The sequence below is a fragment of the Xanthobacter sp. DMC47 genome, from assembly GCF_056313845.1.
The window spans coordinates 153,558-173,889 of sequence record NZ_JBQUZM010000004.1 but is presented as its reverse complement, the minus strand read 5'-3'; the positions used below and the strand labels follow the sequence as shown (position 1 = coordinate 173,889).

At 68.5% G+C, this 20,332-nt stretch carries 20 protein-coding genes; 14 read left to right on the top strand and 6 right to left on the bottom strand.

Going from position 1 to position 20,332, the window contains the following annotated elements:
- Positions 1–2 precede the first annotated feature (2 nt).
- On the top strand, positions 3–893 hold the full coding sequence (locus tag ACT54R_RS12605) for a phytoene/squalene synthase family protein (protein WP_476326776.1): 891 nt from the start codon (positions 3–5) through the stop codon (positions 891–893).
- Between the two features lie 17 nt (positions 894–910).
- On the opposite strand, the gene ACT54R_RS12600 is transcribed toward ACT54R_RS12605, so the two are convergent.
- The 5 genes from ACT54R_RS12600 to groES all read right to left on the bottom strand — a co-directional run bounded on the left by ACT54R_RS12600 (position 911) and on the right by groES (position 5,689).
- Complete coding sequence (locus ACT54R_RS12600) at positions 911–1,750, bottom strand: TonB family protein (RefSeq protein WP_476326774.1); 840 nt, start codon at positions 1,748–1,750, stop codon at positions 911–913.
- Complete coding sequence (gene exbD, locus ACT54R_RS12595) at positions 1,747–2,238, bottom strand: TonB system transport protein ExbD (RefSeq protein ID WP_476326772.1); 492 nt, start codon at positions 2,236–2,238, stop codon at positions 1,747–1,749. The genes ACT54R_RS12600 and exbD overlap by 4 nt, the downstream gene beginning before the upstream one ends.
- 6 nt (positions 2,239–2,244) lie before the next feature.
- Positions 2,245–3,255, bottom strand: a complete 1,011-nt coding sequence (gene exbB / locus ACT54R_RS12590) for a tonB-system energizer ExbB (protein ID WP_476326770.1) — start codon at positions 3,253–3,255, stop codon at positions 2,245–2,247.
- 364 nt (positions 3,256–3,619) lie between these two features.
- Positions 3,620–5,251 (bottom strand): chaperonin GroEL, encoded by a 1,632-nt coding sequence (gene groL, locus ACT54R_RS12585; protein ID WP_476326768.1) that lies wholly within the window; start codon positions 5,249–5,251, stop codon positions 3,620–3,622.
- 123 nt (positions 5,252–5,374) lie between these two features.
- Positions 5,375–5,689 carry a co-chaperone GroES gene (gene groES, locus ACT54R_RS12580; RefSeq protein WP_024279254.1) on the bottom strand — a complete coding sequence of 105 codons (315 nt, stop codon included), beginning with the start codon at positions 5,687–5,689 and terminating at the stop codon, positions 5,375–5,377.
- A 398-nt stretch (positions 5,690–6,087) separates the two neighbouring features.
- Between groES and ACT54R_RS12575 the strand changes: the two genes are divergently transcribed.
- The 11 genes from ACT54R_RS12575 to thiL all read left to right on the top strand — a co-directional run bounded on the left by ACT54R_RS12575 (position 6,088) and on the right by thiL (position 15,360).
- Positions 6,088–6,366, top strand: a complete 279-nt coding sequence (locus tag ACT54R_RS12575) for an usg protein (RefSeq protein WP_476326766.1) — start codon at positions 6,088–6,090, stop codon at positions 6,364–6,366.
- A 218-nt stretch (positions 6,367–6,584) separates the two neighbouring features.
- On the top strand, positions 6,585–7,187 hold the full coding sequence (locus ACT54R_RS12570) for an exopolysaccharide biosynthesis protein (protein ID WP_168456911.1): 603 nt from the start codon (positions 6,585–6,587) through the stop codon (positions 7,185–7,187).
- Positions 7,188–7,218: 31 nt separating this feature from the next.
- Complete coding sequence (gene queA, locus ACT54R_RS12565; protein WP_476326764.1) at positions 7,219–8,307, top strand: tRNA preQ1(34) S-adenosylmethionine ribosyltransferase-isomerase QueA; 1,089 nt, start codon at positions 7,219–7,221, stop codon at positions 8,305–8,307.
- A complete protein-coding gene (gene tgt / locus ACT54R_RS12560; RefSeq protein WP_476326763.1) occupies positions 8,304–9,458 on the top strand; it encodes a tRNA guanosine(34) transglycosylase Tgt in 1,155 nt (384 codons plus the stop codon). The genes queA and tgt overlap by 4 nt, the downstream gene beginning before the upstream one ends.
- Positions 9,459–9,702: 244 nt before the next feature.
- A complete protein-coding gene (gene glyA / locus ACT54R_RS12555; protein WP_476326762.1) occupies positions 9,703–11,016 on the top strand; it encodes a serine hydroxymethyltransferase in 1,314 nt (437 codons plus the stop codon).
- A 27-nt stretch (positions 11,017–11,043) separates the two neighbouring features.
- Complete coding sequence (gene nrdR, locus ACT54R_RS12550) at positions 11,044–11,571, top strand: transcriptional regulator NrdR (protein ID WP_476326761.1); 528 nt, start codon at positions 11,044–11,046, stop codon at positions 11,569–11,571.
- Positions 11,568–12,716, top strand: a complete 1,149-nt coding sequence (gene ribD / locus ACT54R_RS12545) for a bifunctional diaminohydroxyphosphoribosylaminopyrimidine deaminase/5-amino-6-(5-phosphoribosylamino)uracil reductase RibD (RefSeq protein ID WP_476326759.1) — start codon at positions 11,568–11,570, stop codon at positions 12,714–12,716. Before nrdR ends, ribD begins: the two co-directional genes overlap by 4 nt.
- Before the next feature lies 1 nt (position 12,717).
- Positions 12,718–13,332 (top strand): riboflavin synthase, encoded by a 615-nt coding sequence (locus tag ACT54R_RS12540; RefSeq protein WP_476326757.1) that lies wholly within the window; start codon positions 12,718–12,720, stop codon positions 13,330–13,332.
- Positions 13,333–13,383: 51 nt separating this feature from the next.
- The gene (gene ribH / locus ACT54R_RS12535; RefSeq protein ID WP_168456917.1) at positions 13,384–13,875 is read left to right on the top strand and encodes a 6,7-dimethyl-8-ribityllumazine synthase; all 492 of its coding nucleotides are present in this window, start codon (positions 13,384–13,386) and stop codon (positions 13,873–13,875) included.
- A 5-nt stretch (positions 13,876–13,880) separates the two neighbouring features.
- A complete protein-coding gene (gene nusB, locus ACT54R_RS12530) occupies positions 13,881–14,363 on the top strand; it encodes a transcription antitermination factor NusB (RefSeq protein ID WP_168456918.1) in 483 nt (160 codons plus the stop codon).
- Complete coding sequence (gene thiL / locus ACT54R_RS12525; protein WP_476326754.1) at positions 14,317–15,360, top strand: thiamine-phosphate kinase; 1,044 nt, start codon at positions 14,317–14,319, stop codon at positions 15,358–15,360. Before nusB ends, thiL begins: the two co-directional genes overlap by 47 nt.
- Before the next feature lie 9 nt (positions 15,361–15,369).
- Here thiL and ACT54R_RS12520 read toward each other — a convergent pair whose 3' ends face one another.
- The gene (locus ACT54R_RS12520) at positions 15,370–15,807 is read right to left on the bottom strand and encodes an EamA family transporter (protein ID WP_476326752.1); all 438 of its coding nucleotides are present in this window, start codon (positions 15,805–15,807) and stop codon (positions 15,370–15,372) included.
- A gap of 149 nt (positions 15,808–15,956) precedes the next feature.
- On the opposite strand from ACT54R_RS12520, the gene dnaE reads away from it, so the two are divergent.
- Both dnaE and ACT54R_RS12510 read left to right on the top strand, forming a co-directional pair.
- Positions 15,957–19,424 carry a DNA polymerase III subunit alpha gene (dnaE, locus tag ACT54R_RS12515; protein ID WP_476326750.1) on the top strand — a complete coding sequence of 1,156 codons (3,468 nt, stop codon included), beginning with the start codon at positions 15,957–15,959 and terminating at the stop codon, positions 19,422–19,424.
- Positions 19,425–19,490: 66 nt separating this feature from the next.
- Positions 19,491–20,315: a sulfotransferase family protein gene (locus ACT54R_RS12510; protein ID WP_476326748.1), complete on the top strand. Its 825-nt coding sequence runs from the start codon at positions 19,491–19,493 to the stop codon at positions 20,313–20,315.
- Positions 20,316–20,332 lie beyond the last annotated feature (17 nt).

The window sequence follows — 20,332 nt, the reverse complement described above, 5'->3', positions numbered from 1 at the left end:
CCATGCAAGACCGCACGACGGACGGCGCGGCGCTCGACGAGGCCTATGCCTATTGTGCCGCACAGGTGCAGGCACAGGATCGCGACCGCTTCCTTGCCGCCCTGTTCGCTCCACAGGACAAGCGCCGGCACCTCCTCGCGCTCTATGCCTACAATCTCGATGTCGCCCGCGTGCGCGAGGTGGTGCGCGAGGCGCTGCCCGGCGAGGTGCGCCTCGCCTGGTGGCGGGAGGTGATCGAGGGGGAGGGCAGGGGCGATGTCTCCGGCCACCCGGTCGCCGCCGCGCTGCTCGATACGATCGAACGGTTCCGCCTGCCGCGCCAGAGCCTGATCGCGATGGCCGACGCGCGCGTCTTCGACCTCTACGACGATCCCATGCCCACCGTGGGTGATCTCGAGGGCTATGCGGGCGAGACGGCCTCGGCGCTGCTCCAGCTCTCGGCGCTCATCCTGCTGCCGGACGTGGGCCGCTCGGGCGATCTGGCGGGACACGGCGGTGTCGCCATCGCCATGACGGGGCTGATGCGGGCCTTCCCCATCCATGCCGCGCGCGGGCAATGCTACATCCCGCTCGATGTCCTCGCCCGCCATGGCGTGGGACGGGAAGAGGCGGTGTCCGGCACGGTCACGCCTGGCCTGCTGGCGGCGCTTGGCGACATGAGAGAGGCCGCGGCGCGCCACCTCTGGGCCGCCCGCGAGGCGGCAGGGCAGACCTATGCCGCCACGTCCATCGCTCCGCCATTCCTGCCGCTGGCGCTGGTCTCCGGAGATCTCAAGGCGCTGGCCAAGGTGCGTGACCCCTTCCGCCAACCTGCCGGCCTCTCCCCCTTCCGCAGGCAGTTCGCCATGTGGTGGGCCGCCCAGCAGGCGGTGCGCGGCCGCATCTGGTTCTGAACGGCCCACCGACGCCCTCAATTGCGGAAGTTGATCGCCACCCCGAAGCTCATGCCCTTTCCATCGGGCGGGGCGGGGAAGGGCGAGGCGCGGCGGGCCATGGCCACCGCCTCCTGGTCCAGCACCGAATTGCCTGAGGAACTCGCCAGCGAGACGCCGGTGACGGCGCCCGACCCGGATATGGAGATGTTGATCCCCGGCCGCCCCACGTTCGAGCCCTGCGGGCGCTTGAAGCGATTGAGGTGGGCGAAGGCGCGCGATTTCCAGTCCGCCAGCGCAGCCGAGCGCGCGGCCGCGGCCCCCGGGGAGGGGGCGGCCGTGGTCTGGGCGGTCGGCGCCTCGGAGCGCGGCGCGGCGGCGGTGGTGGGAGCGGCCGGCCGGCGGGTGGGCTTCGCCTCCTTTTTCGGCTTCTCCACCTCCTTGGGCCGGGGCTTCGCCTCCTCCACCTTCTTCGGCTCGGGCTTGGGCAGCACCACCTCTGCCTCGGCGGGCGCGGGCGGGGTTTCCGGCATTTTCTCCACGGTCTCGGTCACCTGAGGGACCGGCGGGGGCTCGGCGTCTTCCTGCGGGTCCTCCTTGGCGTCAGGCACCGGTTCGGGCGCCTGAACCATCTGCGGGCCGGGCGCCACCTCCTCCTGGGACTGCTGGCTCACGGCCATGGGCGCCAGCTCGATCATGATGGCGGCGGGCGGCGACTGCTCGCCCGGCGCTTCCTTGTTCCAGTTCAGCGCCACATAGACCGCGGCGGCATGGAGCCCGACGACGAGCAACACGCCCGCGGCGAGCCGCAGGATCATGTTGCGCAGGTGGTAGCGGTCGAAGTCGTGCCAGTGGTGATGATGGTGAACCGCGCTCACCGGGGCGCTCCGGGTGCTCCGGCCGGGGCCGGTGCGGCGGCAGGGAGCGCGGCGGGGGCGGCGGGTGCCGGTTCGCCGCCTTCCAGGCCGACGAGGGCGACCTTGAGATAGCCGGCGGTGCGCAGGAGGTTCATCACCTCCATCACATCGCCATAGGGCACCGTCTTGTCGGCGCGCACGAACACGCGCTGCTGGCGGTCGGTGTTGGTGCGTCCGTCCAGCATGGCGCCGAGGCCGGTGCGAGAGACGGGATCATCGCCCAGCGCCAGCGTGAGGTCCTTCTTCACGGAGAGGAACAGCGGCTTGTCCGGGCGCGGCTGCGGCTGGGCGTTGGAGGCGGGCAGGTCCACCTTCACGTCCACCGTGGCGAGGGGCGCCGCCACCATGAAGATGATGAGCAGCACCAGCATCACGTCGATGAACGGCGTGACGTTGATCTCGTGGTTCTCGGCGAGGTCGTCCCCGCCATGATCGAGCTTGGCGGCCATCCCGGGTCACTCCGCAGCGCGCAGGCGCGGGGCCTCCACCTCGGCCGCGGCACGGTCGAGGTCGCGGGAGAGGTGGCGCATCACCTCGGCGGACGTGTCGGCAAGGTTGGCCTTGTAGGCAGCGATGGCGCGGGCGAACACGTTATAGATCACCACCGCCGGAATGGCGGCGACGAGGCCGATGGCGGTGGCGAGCAGCGCCTCGGCAATGCCGGGGGCGACCACTGCGAGGTTTGTGGTCTGCGCCTTCGATATGCCGATGAAGGCATTCATGATGCCCCACACCGTGCCGAACAGGCCAACGAACGGCGCCGTGGCGCCGATGGTGGCGAGAATGCCGGTGCCCGCAGTCATCCGCCGGCCGGCCTTGGCCTCGATGCGCGACAGGGCGACGGCGACGCGCTCCTTGATGCCGTCCACCGGCAGGCCGGCGGAGGCGTGCCACTCGGCGAGCGCGGCGCGCACCGTCGCAGTGGCCGGGCTGTTGGCCTTGGGCATCTCGGCCGCCGCGTCCGACAGGGTGACCGCGCCGCGCAGCGCCTTCAGCGTGCGGGCGACGGCGCGGCGGGCGAACAGCAGCTCGAGCGATTTCGCGAACCACACGCTCCAGGTGAGGATCGAGGCGAAGGCGAGGCCCAGCATCACCGCCTTCACCACCATGTCGGCGGCCATGAACATGCCCCAGGGGGACAGATCATGGGGCAGGCGCGCATCGGCCATGCTCTCCGGTGCGGGCGCAGCGGGCGCGGGCTCGACCGGGGTGGCAGACGCCGGGGCAGGCGCGGCCTCGGCGGCGGGGGCAGGAGCAGGTACAGCCGCAGAAGGCTGTGGCGCAACGGACGTCGCGTGCTGGTGCGTCTCGGTGGGAGCGGCCGGCTGCGCCCAAACGGCGACGGGCGCGGAGGTCACGGCCAGCAACAGGCCCAGCGAAAGCACAGCCACGCTCTTCGGCGCCAGCGAGGAAAGACGAAAATCAGCACGCCCGGCAGACGTGCGCGAAATCAGGCGAACAGGCATCGCGCATCACCAATGATCAAAACGGACAGGCTGGCGATCCCTCCGCCGGGAATAGCTGGCTCGCGCCTTTATACCCCCATTCGCCGCCGACGCTAACCCATGCCCGGCCAGATTATCGGCAAAGCCCTGTGATATAGAGCGATTTCAATCTGGCGCTGGGGAAGCTCGCCCACCCGTGCGGCGGCCCGCAATAGCAAAACGGCCGGGCTTTCGCCCGGCCGTTCCGTTCATTGGCCGCCCAACGTTTCGGGCGGCGTCAGATGCTTGCTTTACCTCAGAAGTCCATGCCGCCGCCCGAGCAAACCGCCTTGCCGGTTTGCGACTTTCGTAAAGAAGCCGGGCGGCATCAGAGGCTTCCTTTACCTCAGAAGTCCATGCCGCCGCCCGGCATGGCCGGGGCGGCCGGGCCGGCCTTCTTGGGCAGCTCGGCGATGAGGGCCTCGGTGGTGATGAGCAGGCCGGACACGGACGCCGCGTCCTGCAGGGCGGTGCGCACGACCTTGGTGGGGTCGATGATGCCCGACTTCACCATGTCCACATATTCGCCGGTCTGGGCGTTGTAGCCGAAGGTGTAGTCGTTGGACTCGAGGATCTTGCCCACCACGACGGAGCCGTCGTCGCCGGCGTTCTGCACGATCTGGCGCGCCGGGGCCTGGATGGCGCGGCGGACGATCTCGATGCCGGTCTTCTGGTCGGCGTTGTCGACCTTCAGGCCGTCGAGCACCTTGATGGAGCGCAGCAGGGCGACGCCGCCGCCGGGGACGATGCCTTCTTCCACCGCAGCGCGGGTGGCGTGCAGGGCGTCGTCAACGCGATCCTTCTTCTCCTTCACCTCGACCTCGGTCGAGCCGCCCACGCGCACCACGGCGACGCCGCCGGCGAGCTTGGCGAGGCGCTCCTGGGCCTTCTCGCGGTCATAGTCGGAGGTGGTGGTCTCGATCTGCGCGCGGATCTGGGCGATGCGCGCCTCGATGTCGGCCTTCTCGCCGGCGCCGTCGACGATCGTGGTGTTCTCCTTCTCGATCACCACCTTCTTGGCGCGGCCGAGCATGGAGAGGTTCACGCTGTCGAGCTTGATGCCGACTTCCTCGGAGATCACGGTACCGCCCGTCAGGATCGCGATGTCCTGCAGCATGGCCTTGCGGCGATCGCCGAAGCCGGGGGCCTTCACCGCAGCCACCTTCAGGCCGCCGCGCAGCTTGTTCACCACGAGGGTGGCGAGGGCCTCACCTTCCACGTCCTCGGCGATGATCAGCAGCGGACGGGCCGACTGCACCACCGCCTCGAGCACGGGCAGCAGCTCCTGCAGGCCAGCGAGCTTCTTCTCGTTGATGAGGATGTAGGGCTCCTCGAACTCGACGCGCATCTTCTCCGCATTGGTGATGAAGTACGGAGAGAGATAGCCGCGGTCGAACTGCATGCCTTCGACGACATCGAGTTCGGTTTCGGCGGTCTTGGCTTCCTCGACGGTGATGACACCCTCGTTGCCGACCTTCTTCATCGCCTCGGCGAGGAACTTGCCGACCTCGGCGTCGCCGTTGGCGGAGATGGTGCCGACCTGGGCGATCTCTTCGTTGGAGGTGACCTTGCGCGAGTTGGCGGCGAGGTCCTTCACGATGGCGTCCACGGCGACGTCGATGCCGCGCTTCAGGTCCATCGGGTTCATGCCGGCGGCAACCGCCTTAGCGCCTTCCTTCACGATGGCCTGGGCGAGCACGGTGGCGGTGGTGGTGCCGTCGCCAGCAAGGTCGTTGGTCTTGGAGGCGACCTCGCGCACGAGCTGGGCGCCGAGGTTCTCGAACTTGTCCTCGAGCTCGATCTCCTTGGCCACCGACACACCGTCCTTGGTGATACGGGGGGCGCCGAAGCTCTTCTCGATCACCACGTTGCGGCCCTTGGGACCCAGGGTAACCTTCACGGCGTTGGCGAGGATGTCGACGCCGCGCAGAACCTTGTCGCGCGCGTCTACGGAGAATTTCACGTCCTTGGCAGCCATGGGGCGTGCTCCTTCAGATTGGGACGATTAAATGGGATTGGCGAATGCCGCGGGACCGGGCGCCTCGGGCAGCCTCGATCCTGCGACCGAAAATCACGCAGCCTGAGATCAGGCCGCCTCGACTCAGGCCGCCTTCTTGGCGCCGGCCGCGTTCTCGATGACGCCGAGGATATCGCTCTCCTTCATGATGAGGAGATCCTGGCCGTCGATCTTCACTTCGGTGCCGGACCATTTGCCGAACAGCACGATGTCGCCGGCCTTGACGTCGAGCGCCACCAGTTCGCCCTTCTCGTTGCGGGCGCCGGGACCGACCGCGACGACTTCGCCCTGCTGCGGCTTCTCCTTGGCGGTGTCGGGGATGATGATGCCGCCGGCCGACTTCTGCTCGGCCTCGATGCGCTTGACGACCACGCGGTCGTGCAGGGGACGGAAACCCATAGGGAAACCTCCGGTTCGATGTTGTCCATCGGGGTTGCCTGTTTTGAAGGCGCCGGGAACCCCTCCACCCGGCCCGACCGCGATCTAAGGGCGCCCATTTCGGGCCGCAAGGGGTCGGCTCAAAAAAATTAGCACTCAGGGGAACGGAGTGCTAGCGGCCGTTATTCTGCCAGCTTGCAGCGAAAGCGCCGCCTTGAAGGGGCGCTGCGCTGGCGCGGCCGCGGCCCGGCCGGCGGCTGTCAGCAATCCCGTGCGAAGGCTGCTAGAGCATTGTTTTTGCAGACGGAAACCAATCTTTAGCCTTGGCGTTGGCAAAGTGTGTAGCCGACAATGAAGTGTCCGGTCCCGTCTTCCCCCTTCCTGATGGCAGGCGGGGCCGCGGATTGGAGGTGTGACCCATGGTTTCCAAGGTGTCGCGTGACTTCGTCCTGCAGATGGAAGGCTACGGCCTCGCCACGGCCGAGATCCTCTATCGCATGCCCGACCACCCCGGCCTGCTCCAGACCTTTCTCTGGCAGGAGTACGACCTTTGCCCGCGCTTTCCGGAGCTGAACAAGTTCCTCGAATTCTGGCAGCGCGAGATCGAGGGGCGGCTGCATTCGGTGCGGGTCGCCCATTCCGGCCTTATCAAGCCCGCAGAACTGCGGTCCGTGGACGGAATGTTCCTTTTGAACTGATCTGGACCATTCTCCCAACGTCAGGGGGTTTCCGTATCGGTCAACGCGCTTTATGATTTTCGACGGGCGGTGAGGACATGCACGTCCCCGCGGGGGTGGGGCGTGCATGTCCGCTCAATTCGCCAGCGCGCGTCTGTCGTAGCGTAAGATTTGCGCGGCCGTGCCCTGCCACCGCCGTTTTCGGGTTGTAGCTGAAGCGTCCACGTCATGAGGGCGCCTTGGACCATCGCACCCCACGAACCTCCGAGCTCCTGGCCGCAGTGCTCGCGTCGCAGGAACAGGATCAGGTCGCCATCGGCGATCTCGTCAATGCCTTGCGAAACCGCGCCTTCGGCATCCTCTTCCTCATTTTCGGCATTCCCAACTGCATCCCCATGCCGCCCGGCATCCCGGTGGTGTGCGGCATCATCCTGGGCCTCATCGGCCTGCAGATGATGTTGGGACGGCAGGAACTATGGCTGCCGGAACGGATCGCCCGCCGCACCTTCTCCCGCGCGATGCTGGAGTCGATCGTCACCCGCTCGCGGCCCTGGATCGAGCGGTTCGAGCGCATCTCGCGGCCCCGCCTCGAAGAGTTCGCCGGCCCCACGGCGCGGCGGGTGGTGGGCGCGACGGTGGTGGTGCTGGGCTTCATCCTGATCCTGCCCATCCCCTTCCTCGGTAATCTGCCGCCGGGCTTTGCCGTGTGCATCTTCGGCCTCGGCCTCGTGGAGCGGGACGGCCTCGTCATCCTCGCCGGCTTCGGCGCGACGATCCTCGGGCTGATGGTGACAGCGCTGATGAGTTGGGCCATCTACCAGGGCGCCATCGCCATCTTCTGAGCCGTTGCCCTCTCCATGTCTGCCTTCCCCCATGCGCGTTGACGCCTTCGACTTCCACCTCCCCGAGGACCGCATCGCCCTGCGCCCCGCCGAGCCGCGCGACACGGCGCGCATGCTCGTCGTCCGCCCCGGCGCAGCGCCAGAGCTGGACGACCGCAGCGTGCGCGACCTGCCGGACTTCCTGCGGCCCGGCGATGCGGTGGTGGTGAACGACACCCGCGTCATCCCCGCCGCGCTGGAAGGCGTTCGCTCCCGCGATGGCGGCTCGGACGTGGCCGTGGAGGCGACGCTCATCAAACGCCTCGCGCCCGACCGCTGGCGCGCCTTTGCCAAGCCCGGCAAGCGCCTGCGGGTCGGCGACCGCATCCGTTTCGGCGGCGAGGGCGGCGCCTGCCTCCTCGGCACGCTCGATGCGACCGTGGCGGGCAAGGAGGAGGACGGCTCCATCGTCCTCGCCTTCGATTTCGCCGGAGACGTGCTGGATGATGCGGTGGCGGCCGTGGGCCACATGCCCATCCCGCCCTATATCGCCGCCCGCCGCCACGAGGATGCGCGGGACAAGGACGACTACCAGACCCTGTTCGCCCGGGTCGCCGGCTCGGTGGCGGCGCCGACCGCGAGCCTGCATTTCACGCCCGACCTCCTCGCCCGCATGGCGGCCGCCGGCGCGACGCTGCACAAGGTCACACTGCATGTCGGCCCCGGCACCTTCCTGCCGGTGAAGGCGGAAGACACTGCCGGCCACACCATGCACGCCGAGTGGGGGGAGGTGACGCGCGAGACGGCCGACGCCCTCAATGCGGTGAAGGCGAAGGGCGGGCGCATCTTCACCATCGGCTCCACCTCGACCCGCCTCATCGAGAGCGCGGCGGGAGAGGACGGGCTTATCCGCCCCTTCGTGGGGGAGACGGACATCTTCATCACCCCCGGCTACCGTTTTCGCGCGGTGGATGCCATGCTCACCAACTTCCACCTGCCGCGCTCGACGCTGGTGATGCTGGTGGCGGCCTTCATCGGACATGAGGCGCAGAAGCGCGCTTATGCCCATGCGATCGCGGAAAATTACCGCTTCTATTCCTATGGCGATGCTTGCCTGCTTCTGCCACAAGGCGGCGCATGACGCCCGACACGCCTGCCGACACCTTCTCCTTCACCCTCTCCGCCACCGACGGCGCCGCCCGCACCGGCTTCGTCTCGACCCCGCGCGGGCGCATCCGCACGCCGGCCTTCATGCCGGTGGGCACGGTCGCGACGGTGAAGGGGCTCTATTTCGACCAGGTGAAGGCGGCGGGCGCGGATATCGTGCTCGGCAACACCTACCACCTCATGTTGCGCCCCGGCGCCGAGCGGGTGGCGAAGCTCGGCGGCCTGCACAAGTTCATGCGCTGGGATGGGCCGATCCTCACCGATTCCGGCGGTTTCCAGGTGATGAGCCTGTCGAGCCTGCGCAAGATGAGCGAGCAGGGCGTTACCTTCCGCTCCCATGTGGACGGCGCCTATCACGAGATGAGCCCGGAGCGCTCGGTCGAGATTCAGGGTCTGCTCGGCGCGGACATCCAGATGCAGCTCGACGAGTGCGTGCGCCTGCCCTGCACCGACGAGGAAGCCGAGCGCGCCATGCGGCTCTCGCTACGCTGGGCGGAGCGCTCGAAGCGCGCGTTCGAGACGCAGCCCAAGGGCCGCGCCATCTTCGGCATCGTGCAGGGCGGTGCGGTGCCGGCGCTGCGGATCGAGTCGGCCCGCGCGCTGGCGGACATGGATTTCCCCGGCTATTCCATCGGTGGCCTTGCGGTGGGTGAGCCGCAGGAGGTCATGCTCGCCATGATCGAGACGGTGGCGCCGCATCTGCCCACCAACAAGCCGCGCTACCTCATGGGCGTCGGCACGCCGGACGACCTGCTGGAGAGCGTCGCGCGCGGCATCGATATGTTCGACTGCGTGATGCCCACACGCTCGGGCCGGCACGCTTTGGCCTTCACCCGCTTCGGCCGCATCAACCTGAAGAACGCCCGCCACGCGGAAGATCCCCGTCCGCTGGATGAGGAGAGCGACTGCCCGGCGCTGCGCGACTATTCGCGTGCCTATCTCCACCACCTCGTGCGCTGCGAGGAAATGCTGGGGGCCATGCTGATCTCGTGGGCCAATATCCACTATTACCAGCAGCTCATGGCCGGTGCCCGCGCCGCCATCGCCGCCGGGCGGTATGCGGATTATGTGGCGGAGACCAAGGCCGGCTGGGCGCGGGGCGATCTGCCGGTGTGGGAAGGCTGAGGGAAGCCCCTCCGGCCCGACTTGCCATTTCCGCTGCGTCTTTGCGCGGCCTGATCGTGTGCCGCAGGCCTTGCGGCTGCGCATCTTCAAGCAGCCTGCCTGACCGCAAAGGCCTGCCCCGGCCGACACGCCGCACCAGCCGGCTTTGGACTTCACCTTCGCCCTGTGATAAGCGCAGGGTCCGCTCCGGCCGGGCGCCAGCCGCCCTTGCCCGGAGCCTCCACGCCATCACCGGAGACCTGCCATGGCCTCGCAGGACGCGAACCGCTCCTCCGTCACGGAGGAAATGAACCGCTTCTTCACCGCCTCTCTCGCCGAGACCGATCCCGAGATCGCCGGCGCGGTGCAAGCGGAGCTGGGTCGCCAGCGGGACGAGATCGAGCTGATCGCCTCCGAGAACATCGTCTCGCGCGCCGTGCTCGAAGCCCAGGGCTCCGTGCTCACCAACAAGTATGCCGAGGGCTATCCGGGCAAGCGCTACTACGGCGGCTGCCAGTTCGTGGACGTGGCCGAGAACCTGGCCATCGATCGCGCCAAGAAGCTGTTCGGCTGCAATTTCGCGAACGTGCAGCCCAATTCCGGCAGCCAGGCGAACCAGGGCGTGTTCTTCGCGCTGCTCCAGCCGGGCGACACCTTCCTCGGCCTGAACCTCGCCGCGGGCGGACACCTCACCCACGGCTCGCCGGTGAACATGTCCGGCAAGTGGTTCAAGCCGGTGCCCTACACCGTGCGCGAGGACGACCAGCGCATCGACTACGAGGCGGTGGCCCAGCTCGCCGACCAGCACAAGCCGAAGCTCATCGTGGCCGGCGGCTCCGCCTATCCGCGCATCATCGACTTCGCCAAGATGCGCGCCATCGCCGACAGCGTCGGCGCTCTGCTGATGGTGGACATGGCGCATTTTGCGGGCCTGGTCGCCGGTGGCGCCCATCCGAGCCCGTTCCCGCACGCCCATGTGGTGACGACCACCACCCACAAGACCCTGCGCGGCCCCCGCGGCGGCATGATCCTCACCAATGACGAGGACATCGCCAAGAAGGTCAATTCGGCCATTTTCCCCGGCATCCAGGGTGGTCCGCTCATGCATGTCATCGCCGCCAAGGCGGTGGCGTTCGGCGAGGCGCTGCGCCCGGAGTTCAAGCTTTACGCGAAGAACGTCGTGGAAAATGCGAAGGCGCTTGCCGAAACCCTGAAGGGCCACGGCTTCGCCATCGTCTCCGGCGGCACCGACACCCACCTCATGCTGGTGGACCTGCGCCCCAAGCGCCTCACCGGCAAGGTGTCCGAGGCCGCCCTCGGCCGCGCCCACATCACCTGCAACAAGAACGGCATCCCGTTCGATCCCGAGAAGCCGTTCGTGACCTCCGGCGTGCGCCTCGGCACCCCGGCGGGCACCACCCGCGGCTTCGGGGTGGCGGAGTTCCAGCAGGTGGGCAACCTCATCGCCGAGGTGCTCGACGTGCTCTCCCAGAAGGGCTCGGACGAGGACAGCCTCGTCGAGGCCGCCGTGCGCGAGAAGGTCTCGACCCTGCTCGCCCGCTTCCCCATCTATCCCTGAGGATCGAAGACGGGGAAGGCGTGAAGGATGCGGTGCCCCTATTGCGGCGGCCTTGAGACGCAGGTGCGCGATTCCCGGCCGACGGAAGACAACACCGCCATCCGGCGCCGCCGCATCTGTCCAGATTGCGGCGGCCGCTTCACCACGTTCGAGCGGGTGCAACTGCGCGAGCTGATGGTGCTCAAGCGCTCCGGACGGCGCGTGCCGTTCGAGCGGGAGAAGCTGGAAAAGTCCGTCAGCGTCGCCCTGCGCAAGCGCCCGGTGGAGCATGAGCGCGTGGAGCGCATGATCAACGGCATCGTGCGCCAGCTCGAAAGCGTCGGCGAGGGCGACATCACCTCCGAGACCATTGGCGAGATGGTCATGGAGGGGCTGAAGCAGATAGACGACGTGGCTTACGTGCGCTTCGCCTCGGTCTATCGCAATTTCCGCGAGGCGAAGGACTTCGAGAACGCCCTGGCGGAACTTTCCAGCGAGGGCGAGCCGCGCCCGGCCGATGGAGAGCCCGCAGCCGACAAGCCTCGTCCCCGCCCGGCGCCACGGGGCGGGGAATGAGCGGGCGTCCGGTGCCATCCGCGCCCGTCCTGTCGCCGCGCGAGGACGAGCTGTTCATGGCGGAGGCGCTGAAGGTCGGTCAGACCGGCCTCGGCCGCACCTGGCCCAATCCCTCTGTCGGCGCCGTGGTTGTGCAGCATGTGGGCGGCGTGCCGCGCGTCGTCTCCAGCGCCGCCACCGCGCCCACCGGCCGCCCCCATGCCGAGCCGCAGGCGCTCGCCGCCGCCGGTGAGCTGGCGCGTGGCTCGACCCTCTATGTCACCCTGGAGCCCTGCTCCCACCATGGCCGCACGCCGCCCTGCGCCGATGCCGTCATCAATGCCGGCGTCGTCCGCGTGGTCGCGGCCATCGAAGACCCAGACCACCGGGTGAAGGGCAGGGGCGTCGCGCGCCTGCGCGCCGCCGGCATCTGGGTCACCGTCGGCGTCGGGGCCGAGCAGGCGCTGTTCGATCACGCCGGCCACATCCGCCGCGTCACCGAGGGCCGGCCCCATGTGATGGTGAAGCTGGCGGTTTCCGCCGATGGCAAGGCCGCCCATGCCGGGCCGAGGCCGGCCATCGTCACTGGGGTCGAGGCACGGGCGCGGTCGCATCTCATGCGCGCCCATACGGATGCCATCCTCGTTGGTCTCGGCACGGTCCTCGCCGACGATCCCATGCTGACCTGCCGGCTGGAGGGCTATGAGGGCCGCTCGCCGGTGCGCCTCGTGCTGGATGCCGAGCTGGACATCCCGCTCACCTCCGCCCTGGTTCGCACCGCCTGCGATGTGCCCCTGTGGGTGATCGCCGCCGAGGATGCCCCGGCGCACCGCGCGGCCGCTCTCAACGAGCGCGGCGTCGAAGTGCTGCGCGCCCCCCGCGGGGCGGATGGACGCATCCATATTCCGGCCATGGTCAAGTTGCTGGGCCTGCTCGGCCTCACCCGCGTGATGGTTGAAGGGGGACCGACCACCGCCGCCCGGTTCCTGGAAGCCGGCGTGGTGGACGAGGTGGCGGTGTTCCGCAGCCCCGTCATTCTGGGGTCGGATGCTTTCCCCGCCCTGGCTGGCCGCCCACTTATCCGGCTGACCCAGCCGGTGGGATTTGCCGAGGTGGAGCGCGCCGAGCTGGGCGCCGACCACCTCGTCCGCTTGTGGAGACGCTGAGATGTTCACCGGCATCGTGACCGACATGGGCGACCTCGTGAAGGTGGAGACGAAGGGCGAGGTGAAGACCCTCACCGTCGCCACCGACTTCGATGCCACAGGCATCGACATCGGTGCGTCCATCGCCCATGCGGGCGTGTGCCTTACCGTCACCTCTGTGGCTGCGGGCGGGCCCCGCGCCACACTCTTCACGGTGGATGCCGCCCCGGAGACGCTGGCCATCACCACGGTCGCAGGCTGGGACGAGGGCCGGCGCATCAATCTCGAACGTTCGCTCAAGATGGGTGACGAACTGGGCGGGCACATGGTGTCCGGCCATGTGGACTGCACGGCGAAGGTGGTGTCGCGGGAAGATCTTGGCACCACCACGCGCTTCGTGTTCGAAGTGCCGGAGAGGTTGGCGCGCTTCGTCGCGGCCAAGGGCTCCGTGGCGCTCGACGGCACCTCCCTGACGGTCAATGAGGTGAACGGCAACACCTTCTCCTGCCTGCTCATTCCTCACACGCTGGCGGTCACCACCTGGGGCGGGGTAAAGGCGGGGGACACGGTAAATTTCGAGGCCGACCTGATGGCCCGTTATGCCGCCCGGCTTGCGGAGTTCCCGCGGGCCAGCTAGGCCTTCGCCCAATTCCGGCGCGGTGCGCCGTTCAGATTTCGGAGAATGCCCATGGTCACGACGCGCAGGGAAACCGCCGTCGAAGCCGACCCCGCGCTCGAAGGCGCGCGCGTCGTCATCGTCGAAGGCCGCTATTACGAGGCGCTGGCCGACGAACTCCTCGCCGGCGCCCGCGCCGTGCTGGAGGCCGCCGGCGTCGCGGTGGAGGTCATCACCGTTCCCGGCGCGCTGGAGATTCCGGTTGCCGCCGAAATCGCCATCGCCGCGTCCGAAGAGGGCGGCGAGCCGGTGGATGCGGTGGTCGGCCTCGGCGTGGTTATCCGCGGCGAGACCTATCATTTCGAGATCGTGGCCGGCGAATCCGCGCGCGGCCTGATGGAGCTGGGCCTCGCTCATGCCCTGCCGGTGGGCAACGGCATCCTCACCGTGGACACCGAGGCGCAGGCCTGGGAGCGCGCCCGCGTTTCCGAGGGCAACAAGGGCGGCGGGGCCGCCGAGGCCGCGCTCAGCCTGCTGCGGCTGAAACGCCGGCTGGAAGCGTGATTGTCATGAGCGATCAGTCCAGGGAAGCGCCCCAGAAGCCCATGAAGAAGAGCGCGGCCCGCCTTGGCGCGGTGCAGGCGCTCTACCAGATGGACCTTGCCGCGACGCCCCTTAACGATGTGCTCGCCGAGTTCGAGAGCCACTGGCTCGGGCAGGAAGTGGAAGGCATCGAATTCCCCGAAGCCGACCGCAGGCTGTTCCGCTCGGTGGTGGAAGGCGTGCTGAACGCCCAGCGGCAGATCGATCCGCTGGTGGACGGGACCCTCACCAAGGGCTGGCCGCTGAAGCGCGTCGAGGCGGTGCTGCGCGCCGTGCTGCGCGCCGGTGCCTTCGAGCTGATGGCGAAGGACCCGCCCGCGCGCGTGGTCATCACCGAATATGTGAACGTCGCCGGCGCCTTCCTCGACCGCGACGAGACCGGCATGGTCAATGCCGTGCTCGATGCACTGGCGCACGAGCTGCGGCCCGACGAATTCCGGGGCGCCTGAGGTGGAGGGCGGCGGCTCGGGCGAAGATCGCTTCATCGCCCGCTACTTCCGCCCCATCGCCGGGTCGCAGGGCGCGCTCGGCCTTCTGGACGATGCCGCGCTCCTCTCACCACCACCGGGTTGCGATCTCGTTCTGACCAAGGACGCGGTGGTGGCCGGGGTGCATTTCTTCCCCGACGACCCGCCTGCCGCCATTGCCCGCAAGGCGCTGCGCGTGAACCTCTCCGACCTCGCTGCCAAGGGCGCCGCGCCGGTCGGCGCCCTGATGGCCATCGCTTTGCCCAAGGGCACGCCCGATGCGTGGATGGAGGCCTTCGCCGCCGGCCTCGGGGCCGATACGGAGGCCTTCTCCTGCCCCATCCTCGGCGGCGACACTGTGTCCACGCCCGGCCCCGTCACCATCACCATCACGGCGCTGGGGGCGGTGCCCAAGGGCGAGTTCGTGCCGCGGACGGGGGCGCAGCCGGGCATGGCCATTTTCGTCTCCGGCACCATCGGTGATGCCGCCATCGGTCTGAGGCTGCGGCAGGACGGCGAGGCGCCGGCCTTTGCCGGGCTCTCCGGCGAGCAGCGGGCGCATCTGCTGGATCGCTATCTGAACCCGCAGCCGCGCCTCGCGCTCGCCCAGGTGCTGCGGCGGCATGCGGCTTCAGCCATGGACGTGTCGGACGGTCTCGCGGGCGACCTCGCCAAGATGCTCGCTGCCTCCGGCTGCGGCGGGAAGGTGGAGGCGCGGCGCGTGCCCCTCTCGGCCGCGGCTGCCGTGGCGGTGAAGGCCGATCCGGGCCTGCTTGCCGTCGCATTTTCGGGTGGGGACGATTATGAAATCCTCGCCTGCGTGCCCCATTCGGCCGTGCCGATCTTCACCCTTGAGGCGGCGCAGGCCGGAGTGCCCGTGGCGCTCATCGGCGAGACGCGGGCGGGCTCCGGGCTCGACGTGACCGATGCCGGTGGCCATCCGCTCGATCTCGGCAGCGGCAGCTACAGCCACTTCTGAGGGCTGCCCTCAGCCGAGCGCCACCAGCACCGCCCCGGCCGCGATGAGCGCGACGCCCAGCGCCGCCACCGCCGAGAGCTTCTCCCCCAGGAAGATCACGCCGAATACGGCGACCAGCACCACGCTGAGCTTGTCCACCGGCGCCACCCGAGCCGCATCGCCCATCTTCAGCGCGCGGAAGTAGCACAGCCACGACGCGCCGGTGGCGAGTCCCGACAGCAGCAGAAAAAGCCATGTGCGCCCCGGCACCTCGGCCACCGGCTGCCACGCCCCGCGCGCGAAGGCGATGGCGGCCACCAGCGCGAGGATGACGACGGTGCGGATCAGCGTCGCGAAGTCCGAATCGACCCCCGCCACGCCGACCTTGGCGAAGATGGCCGTGAGTGCGGCAAAGGCGGCCGAGAGGACGGCCCAGAACACCCAATTGGCGAGAAGCGACCGCGTCATGCCGGCTCCATCCTGCTGCGCCCGACAGCATACGACCACGACTGGCGGAGGATAGCGGGCATGGATGCTGCACACTCTTCTCTGCGCGGCAATCGGGGCTACCTTATGGGAGAACGAATCCACGCTCTGCGAACGGCGCCCCGAGCTTCATGTCCACCGATCCCGGCTTCATCCACCTGCATGTCCATTCCTCCTATTCGCTGCTGGAGGGGGCCCTCTCCGTCGGCAAGCTGGCGGATCTGGCGAAGGCGGACTACCAGCCGGCCATCGCCCTGACCGACACCGGCAATCTCTTCGGCGCGCTGGAGTTTTCAGAAAAGATGTCGGGCTCGGGCATTCAGCCCATCCCCGGCGTGTCGCTGGCGCTCGACCTGCCGGAGCCGGCCGGGCCGCGCGGCGGTCTGCGGCCGAAGAAGCCGCGCGTGGTGCTGCTGGCCCAGAATGACGCCGGCTGGCGCAACCTCATGCGCCTCGTCTCGCGCTCCTTCCTCGAAACTGCGAGCGAGGACGAGCCGCGCATCTTGCCCGAGTGGCTGGCTGAGGCGAATGCCGGCCTCATCTGTCTCACGGGCGGTCCGTCCGGACCGCTCGACCGCGCCATCGTCGGCGGGCATCCGGAGATGGCGTCGGACCGGCTGGACCTGCTGGCATCCCTCTTCGGCGACCGGCTTTATGTGGAGGTGCAGCGCCACGACACCGATCCTGAACGGCTGGCCGAGCCGGCGCTGCTCGATCTCGCCTATGCCAAAGGCATTCCGCTGGTTGCCGCCAACGAGCCCTTCTTCGCGGCGAAGTCGGACTATGAGGCCCATGACGGCCTCCTTGCCATCGCCGAGGGCCGGCTGCTCTCGGAAGGCGATCGGCGGCGGCTGACGGCGGAGCACCGCTTCAAGACCCGCGCCGAGATGCTGGACTTGTTCGCGGACCTCCCCGAGGCGACCGCCAACACGGTGGAGATCGCCAAGCGCTGCGCCTATCGCGTGCGAACGGTGAAGCCCATCCTGCCGCGCTTCACCACGGCGGACGAGAAGGCCGAGGGCTCCGACCCGCTGGAGGCGGAGGCGGCCGAGCTGAAGCGGCAGGCAGAGGAGGGGCTCGCGGCCCGTCTCGCCAAGCACGGCCCGGCACCGGGACTGGACGAGGCCGCTTATCACGAGCGCCTCGCCTATGAGGTCTCGGTCATCACCAAGATGAAGTTCCCCGGCTACTTCCTCATCGTGTCGGACTTCATCAAGTGGGCCAAGGCGCACGATATCCCGGTGGGGCCGGGGCGCGGCTCGGGCGCCGGCTCGCTGGTGGCCTATTCGCTTCAGATCACTGACCTCGACCCGCTCCGGTTCGGCCTGCTGTTCGAGCGCTTCCTGAACCCGGACCGCGTGTCCATGCCCGACTTCGACGTGGACTTCTGCCAGGAGCGCCGCGACGAGGTGATCCGCTACGTGCAGGAGCGCTACGGCCGCGCGCAGGTGGCGCAGATCATCACCTTCGGTACCCTCCAGGCGCGCGGCGTGCTGCGCGACGTGGGGCGCGTGCTGGAGATGCCCTATGGGCAGGTGGACAAGCTGTGCAAGCTCGTCCCGCAGAACCCGGCCAATCCCGTCACCCTGAAGCAGGCCATCGAGGACGAGCCGCGCCTCCAGGCGGCGCGCGACCAGGAAGAGGTGGTCAAGCGCGCTTTCGACATCGCGGTGAAGCTGGAGGGGCTGAATCGCCACGCCTCCACCCATGCCGCCGGCATCGTGATCGGCGACCGCCAGCTCCATGAGCTGGTGCCGCTCTATCGCGATCCCAAGTCCGACATGCCGGTCACCCAATACAATATGAAGTGGGTGGAGCAGGCCGGCCTGGTGAAGTTCGACTTCCTCGGCCTCAAGACCCTCACCACCATCGAGAAGGCGGTGAAGCTGGTGCGCCAGCGGGGCATCGACCTCGATATCTCGAAAATCCCGCTGGACGATGCCAAGACCTACCACATGCTCGGCAAAGGCGAGACGGTGGGCGTGTTCCAGGTGGAAAGCGCGGGCATGCGGCGCGCGCTGGTGGACATGAAGGCCGACCGCATCGAGGACATCGTGGCCCTCGTGGCCCTTTACCGGCCCGGCCCCATGGCCAACATCCCGGTCTATTGCGACTGCAAGCACGGGCGGGCGAAGCCGGACTATCTCCACCCCATGCTGGAGCCGTACCTGAAGGAGACGTTCGGCGTCATCATCTATCAGGAACAGGTGATGCAGATCGCGCAGGCCATGGCCGGCTATTCGCTGGGCGAAGCCGACCTGCTGCGCCGCGCCATGGGCAAGAAGATCCGCGCCGAGATGGAGAAGCAGCGCGAGCGCTTCGTCTCCGGCGCCGCCGGGCGGGGCATCGAGAAGGCGCAGGCCGACACCATCTTCGATCTTCTGGCCAAGTTCGCCGACTACGGCTTCAACAAGTCCCATGCGGCGGCCTACGCCCTCGTCGCCTACCAGACGGCATGGCTGAAGGCGAACTACCCCACCGAATTCCTCGCCGCCTCCATGACGCTGGACAAGGGCAACACCGACAAGCTCGCGGAATTCCGGCAGGAGGCGCAGCGCCTCGGCATCGAGGTGGTGCCGCCGAACATCAATCTCTCCGCCCGCGAGTTCGGCGTGAAGGACGGCAAGATCATCTACGCCATGGCCGCCATCAAGGGCGTGGGCGAGGCGGCGGTGGAGGCGCTGGAGAAGGCGCGGGGCGACCGTCCGTTCCGCTCGTTCGGCGATTTCGCCGCGCGCCTGCCGGTGAAGCTCGTCAACAAGCGCACGCTGGAAAGCCTGATGGCCGCCGGCTGCTTCGACGTGCTGGAGAAGAACCGTGCCCGCGCCTTCGCCGCCATCGAGCCCATCGTGGCCGAGGCGCAGCGGGTGGAGGCCAACGCCCAGTCCGGCCAGAACGACATGTTCGGCTCCGGTCCGGCCGCGGCGGCGTCGCTGCCCATCCCGGAGGCGGCGCCTTGGCTGCCATCCGAGCGGCTGCAGCGGGAGTACGATTCCATCGGCTTCTTCCTCACCGGCCATCCGCTGGATGACTATGCCGAGGCGCTGAAGAAGATGCGGGTGCAGTCCTTTGCCGACTTCTCCCGCGCGGTGCGCTCGGGCGCGGCTGCCGGTCGGCTCGCGGCGACGGTGGTTTCCAAGCAGGAGCGCCGCACCAAGTCCGGCACCCGCATGGGGATCGTCGGCCTGTCCGACCCCTCCGGCCATTACGAGGCGGTGATCTTCTCCGAAGGCCTTGCCCACTACCGCGACCTGCTGGAGCCCGGCACGCCGCTTCTCATGATGGTCGCCGCCGAGCTGAACGGCGAGGATGTGCGGGTGCGCATCAATTCCTGCGAGAAGCTCGACCCCGTCACCGCCAAGCACCAGAAGGGCCTGCGCATCTTCCTGCGCTCGCCTGAGCCCATCGAGGGCATCGCGCGGCGCCTGTCGGACGGGAAGCCGGGGGAGAGTGGGGCGGGCGAGGTGAGCCTGATCCTCCTTGTGGACGATGCCCATGCCGAGGTGGAGGTAACCTTGCCCGGCAAATATTCCGTCTCGCCCCAGATTGCCGGGGCGATCAAGGCCATTCCGGGCGTCGTGGCGGTTGAAGCCGCGTGACGGTGCGTCTATCAGACCCTCCGTAAGCGGCGGGTGCGGGCGGCCCCGTCTTACGAGGAGCCTCCCGTGACGACAGACAAGCGCGCCGTCCTGGTGCTGGGCATGCACCGCAGCGGCACATCGGCGCTGACCCGCATCATCAATTTGATGGGCTTTTCCGCCCCGAAGACCCTCATGGCCGCCACCGAGGCCAATGAGGCGGGGTTCTGGGAGAGCGAGGTCTTCATGGACCTCGATGAGCGCATCCTGAAGGCCTGCGGTCACAAATGGTCGTCCCGCAAGCGGCTGCAGGAGGACGCCATGGCTGTGGCGCGCCGGACCGGTCTGCTGGACGAGGTGCGCCGCGCGCTGGCCGACGAATATGGCGATGCACCGGCCATCGTCCTGAAAGACCCGCGCATCTCCCGCCTCATGGCCATCTATGGGCCGGCGCTGAAAGAGGCGGGCTATCGCATCGTGCCGGTTCTGGCCCTGCGCAACCCGGTGGAGGTCGCCGCCTCCCTGACCAAGCGTGACGGCTTCGACCTGGGGAAGGGCCTCGGCATCTGGCTGCGCTACACGCTCGATTCGGAGATCGCGACCCGCGGGATGCCGCGCACCGTGATCTCCTTCGATGGGCTGATGGCCGATTGGCGCGGCACCATGGACCGCGCCGCGCGCCAGCTCGGAGAGGCGTGGCCGCAGCTTTCACCGGAGAGCCTTGCGGAGATCGACGGCACGCTGAAGCCGGGCCTGCGCCACCACGCGCTGCCGCCACCCTCGCGCACCAACTGGCGGGGGCTGCTCGCCGCGCAGACCTTCGACGCCATGCAGCGTCTCATGGCGGACCCGCAAGACAAGGCCGCGTGCCGAACACTGGACGTCGTGCGGGCGGTGTTCCGCCCGTTCTGATGTCCCCTGTCCGCGTC

Coding starts and splice junctions, on each gene's coding strand:
- thiL (WP_476326754.1), top strand. CDS start 14,317: ATGCACTGGCGCACGAGCTGCGGCCCGACGAATTCCGGGGCGCCTGAG.
- ACT54R_RS12540 (WP_476326757.1), top strand. CDS start 12,718: ATGTTCACCGGCATCGTGACCGACATGGGCGACCTCGTGAAGGTGGAG.
- dnaE (WP_476326750.1), top strand. CDS start 15,957: ATGTCCACCGATCCCGGCTTCATCCACCTGCATGTCCATTCCTCCTAT.
- nrdR (WP_476326761.1), top strand. CDS start 11,044: ATGCGGTGCCCCTATTGCGGCGGCCTTGAGACGCAGGTGCGCGATTCC.
- queA (WP_476326764.1), top strand. CDS start 7,219: ATGCGCGTTGACGCCTTCGACTTCCACCTCCCCGAGGACCGCATCGCC.
- exbD (WP_476326772.1), bottom strand. CDS start 2,238: ATGGCCGCCAAGCTCGATCATGGCGGGGACGACCTCGCCGAGAACCAC.
- exbB (WP_476326770.1), bottom strand. CDS start 3,255: ATGCCTGTTCGCCTGATTTCGCGCACGTCTGCCGGGCGTGCTGATTTT.
- ribD (WP_476326759.1), top strand. CDS start 11,568: ATGAGCGGGCGTCCGGTGCCATCCGCGCCCGTCCTGTCGCCGCGCGAG.
- ACT54R_RS12575 (WP_476326766.1), top strand. CDS start 6,088: ATGGTTTCCAAGGTGTCGCGTGACTTCGTCCTGCAGATGGAAGGCTAC.
- ACT54R_RS12520 (WP_476326752.1), bottom strand. CDS start 15,807: ATGACGCGGTCGCTTCTCGCCAATTGGGTGTTCTGGGCCGTCCTCTCG.
- groL (WP_476326768.1), bottom strand. CDS start 5,251: ATGGCTGCCAAGGACGTGAAATTCTCCGTAGACGCGCGCGACAAGGTT.
- ACT54R_RS12605 (WP_476326776.1), top strand. CDS start 3: ATGCAAGACCGCACGACGGACGGCGCGGCGCTCGACGAGGCCTATGCC.
- tgt (WP_476326763.1), top strand. CDS start 8,304: ATGACGCCCGACACGCCTGCCGACACCTTCTCCTTCACCCTCTCCGCC.
- glyA (WP_476326762.1), top strand. CDS start 9,703: ATGGCCTCGCAGGACGCGAACCGCTCCTCCGTCACGGAGGAAATGAAC.
- groES (WP_024279254.1), bottom strand. CDS start 5,689: ATGGGTTTCCGTCCCCTGCACGACCGCGTGGTCGTCAAGCGCATCGAG.
- nusB (WP_168456918.1), top strand. CDS start 13,881: ATGAGCGATCAGTCCAGGGAAGCGCCCCAGAAGCCCATGAAGAAGAGC.
- ribH (WP_168456917.1), top strand. CDS start 13,384: ATGGTCACGACGCGCAGGGAAACCGCCGTCGAAGCCGACCCCGCGCTC.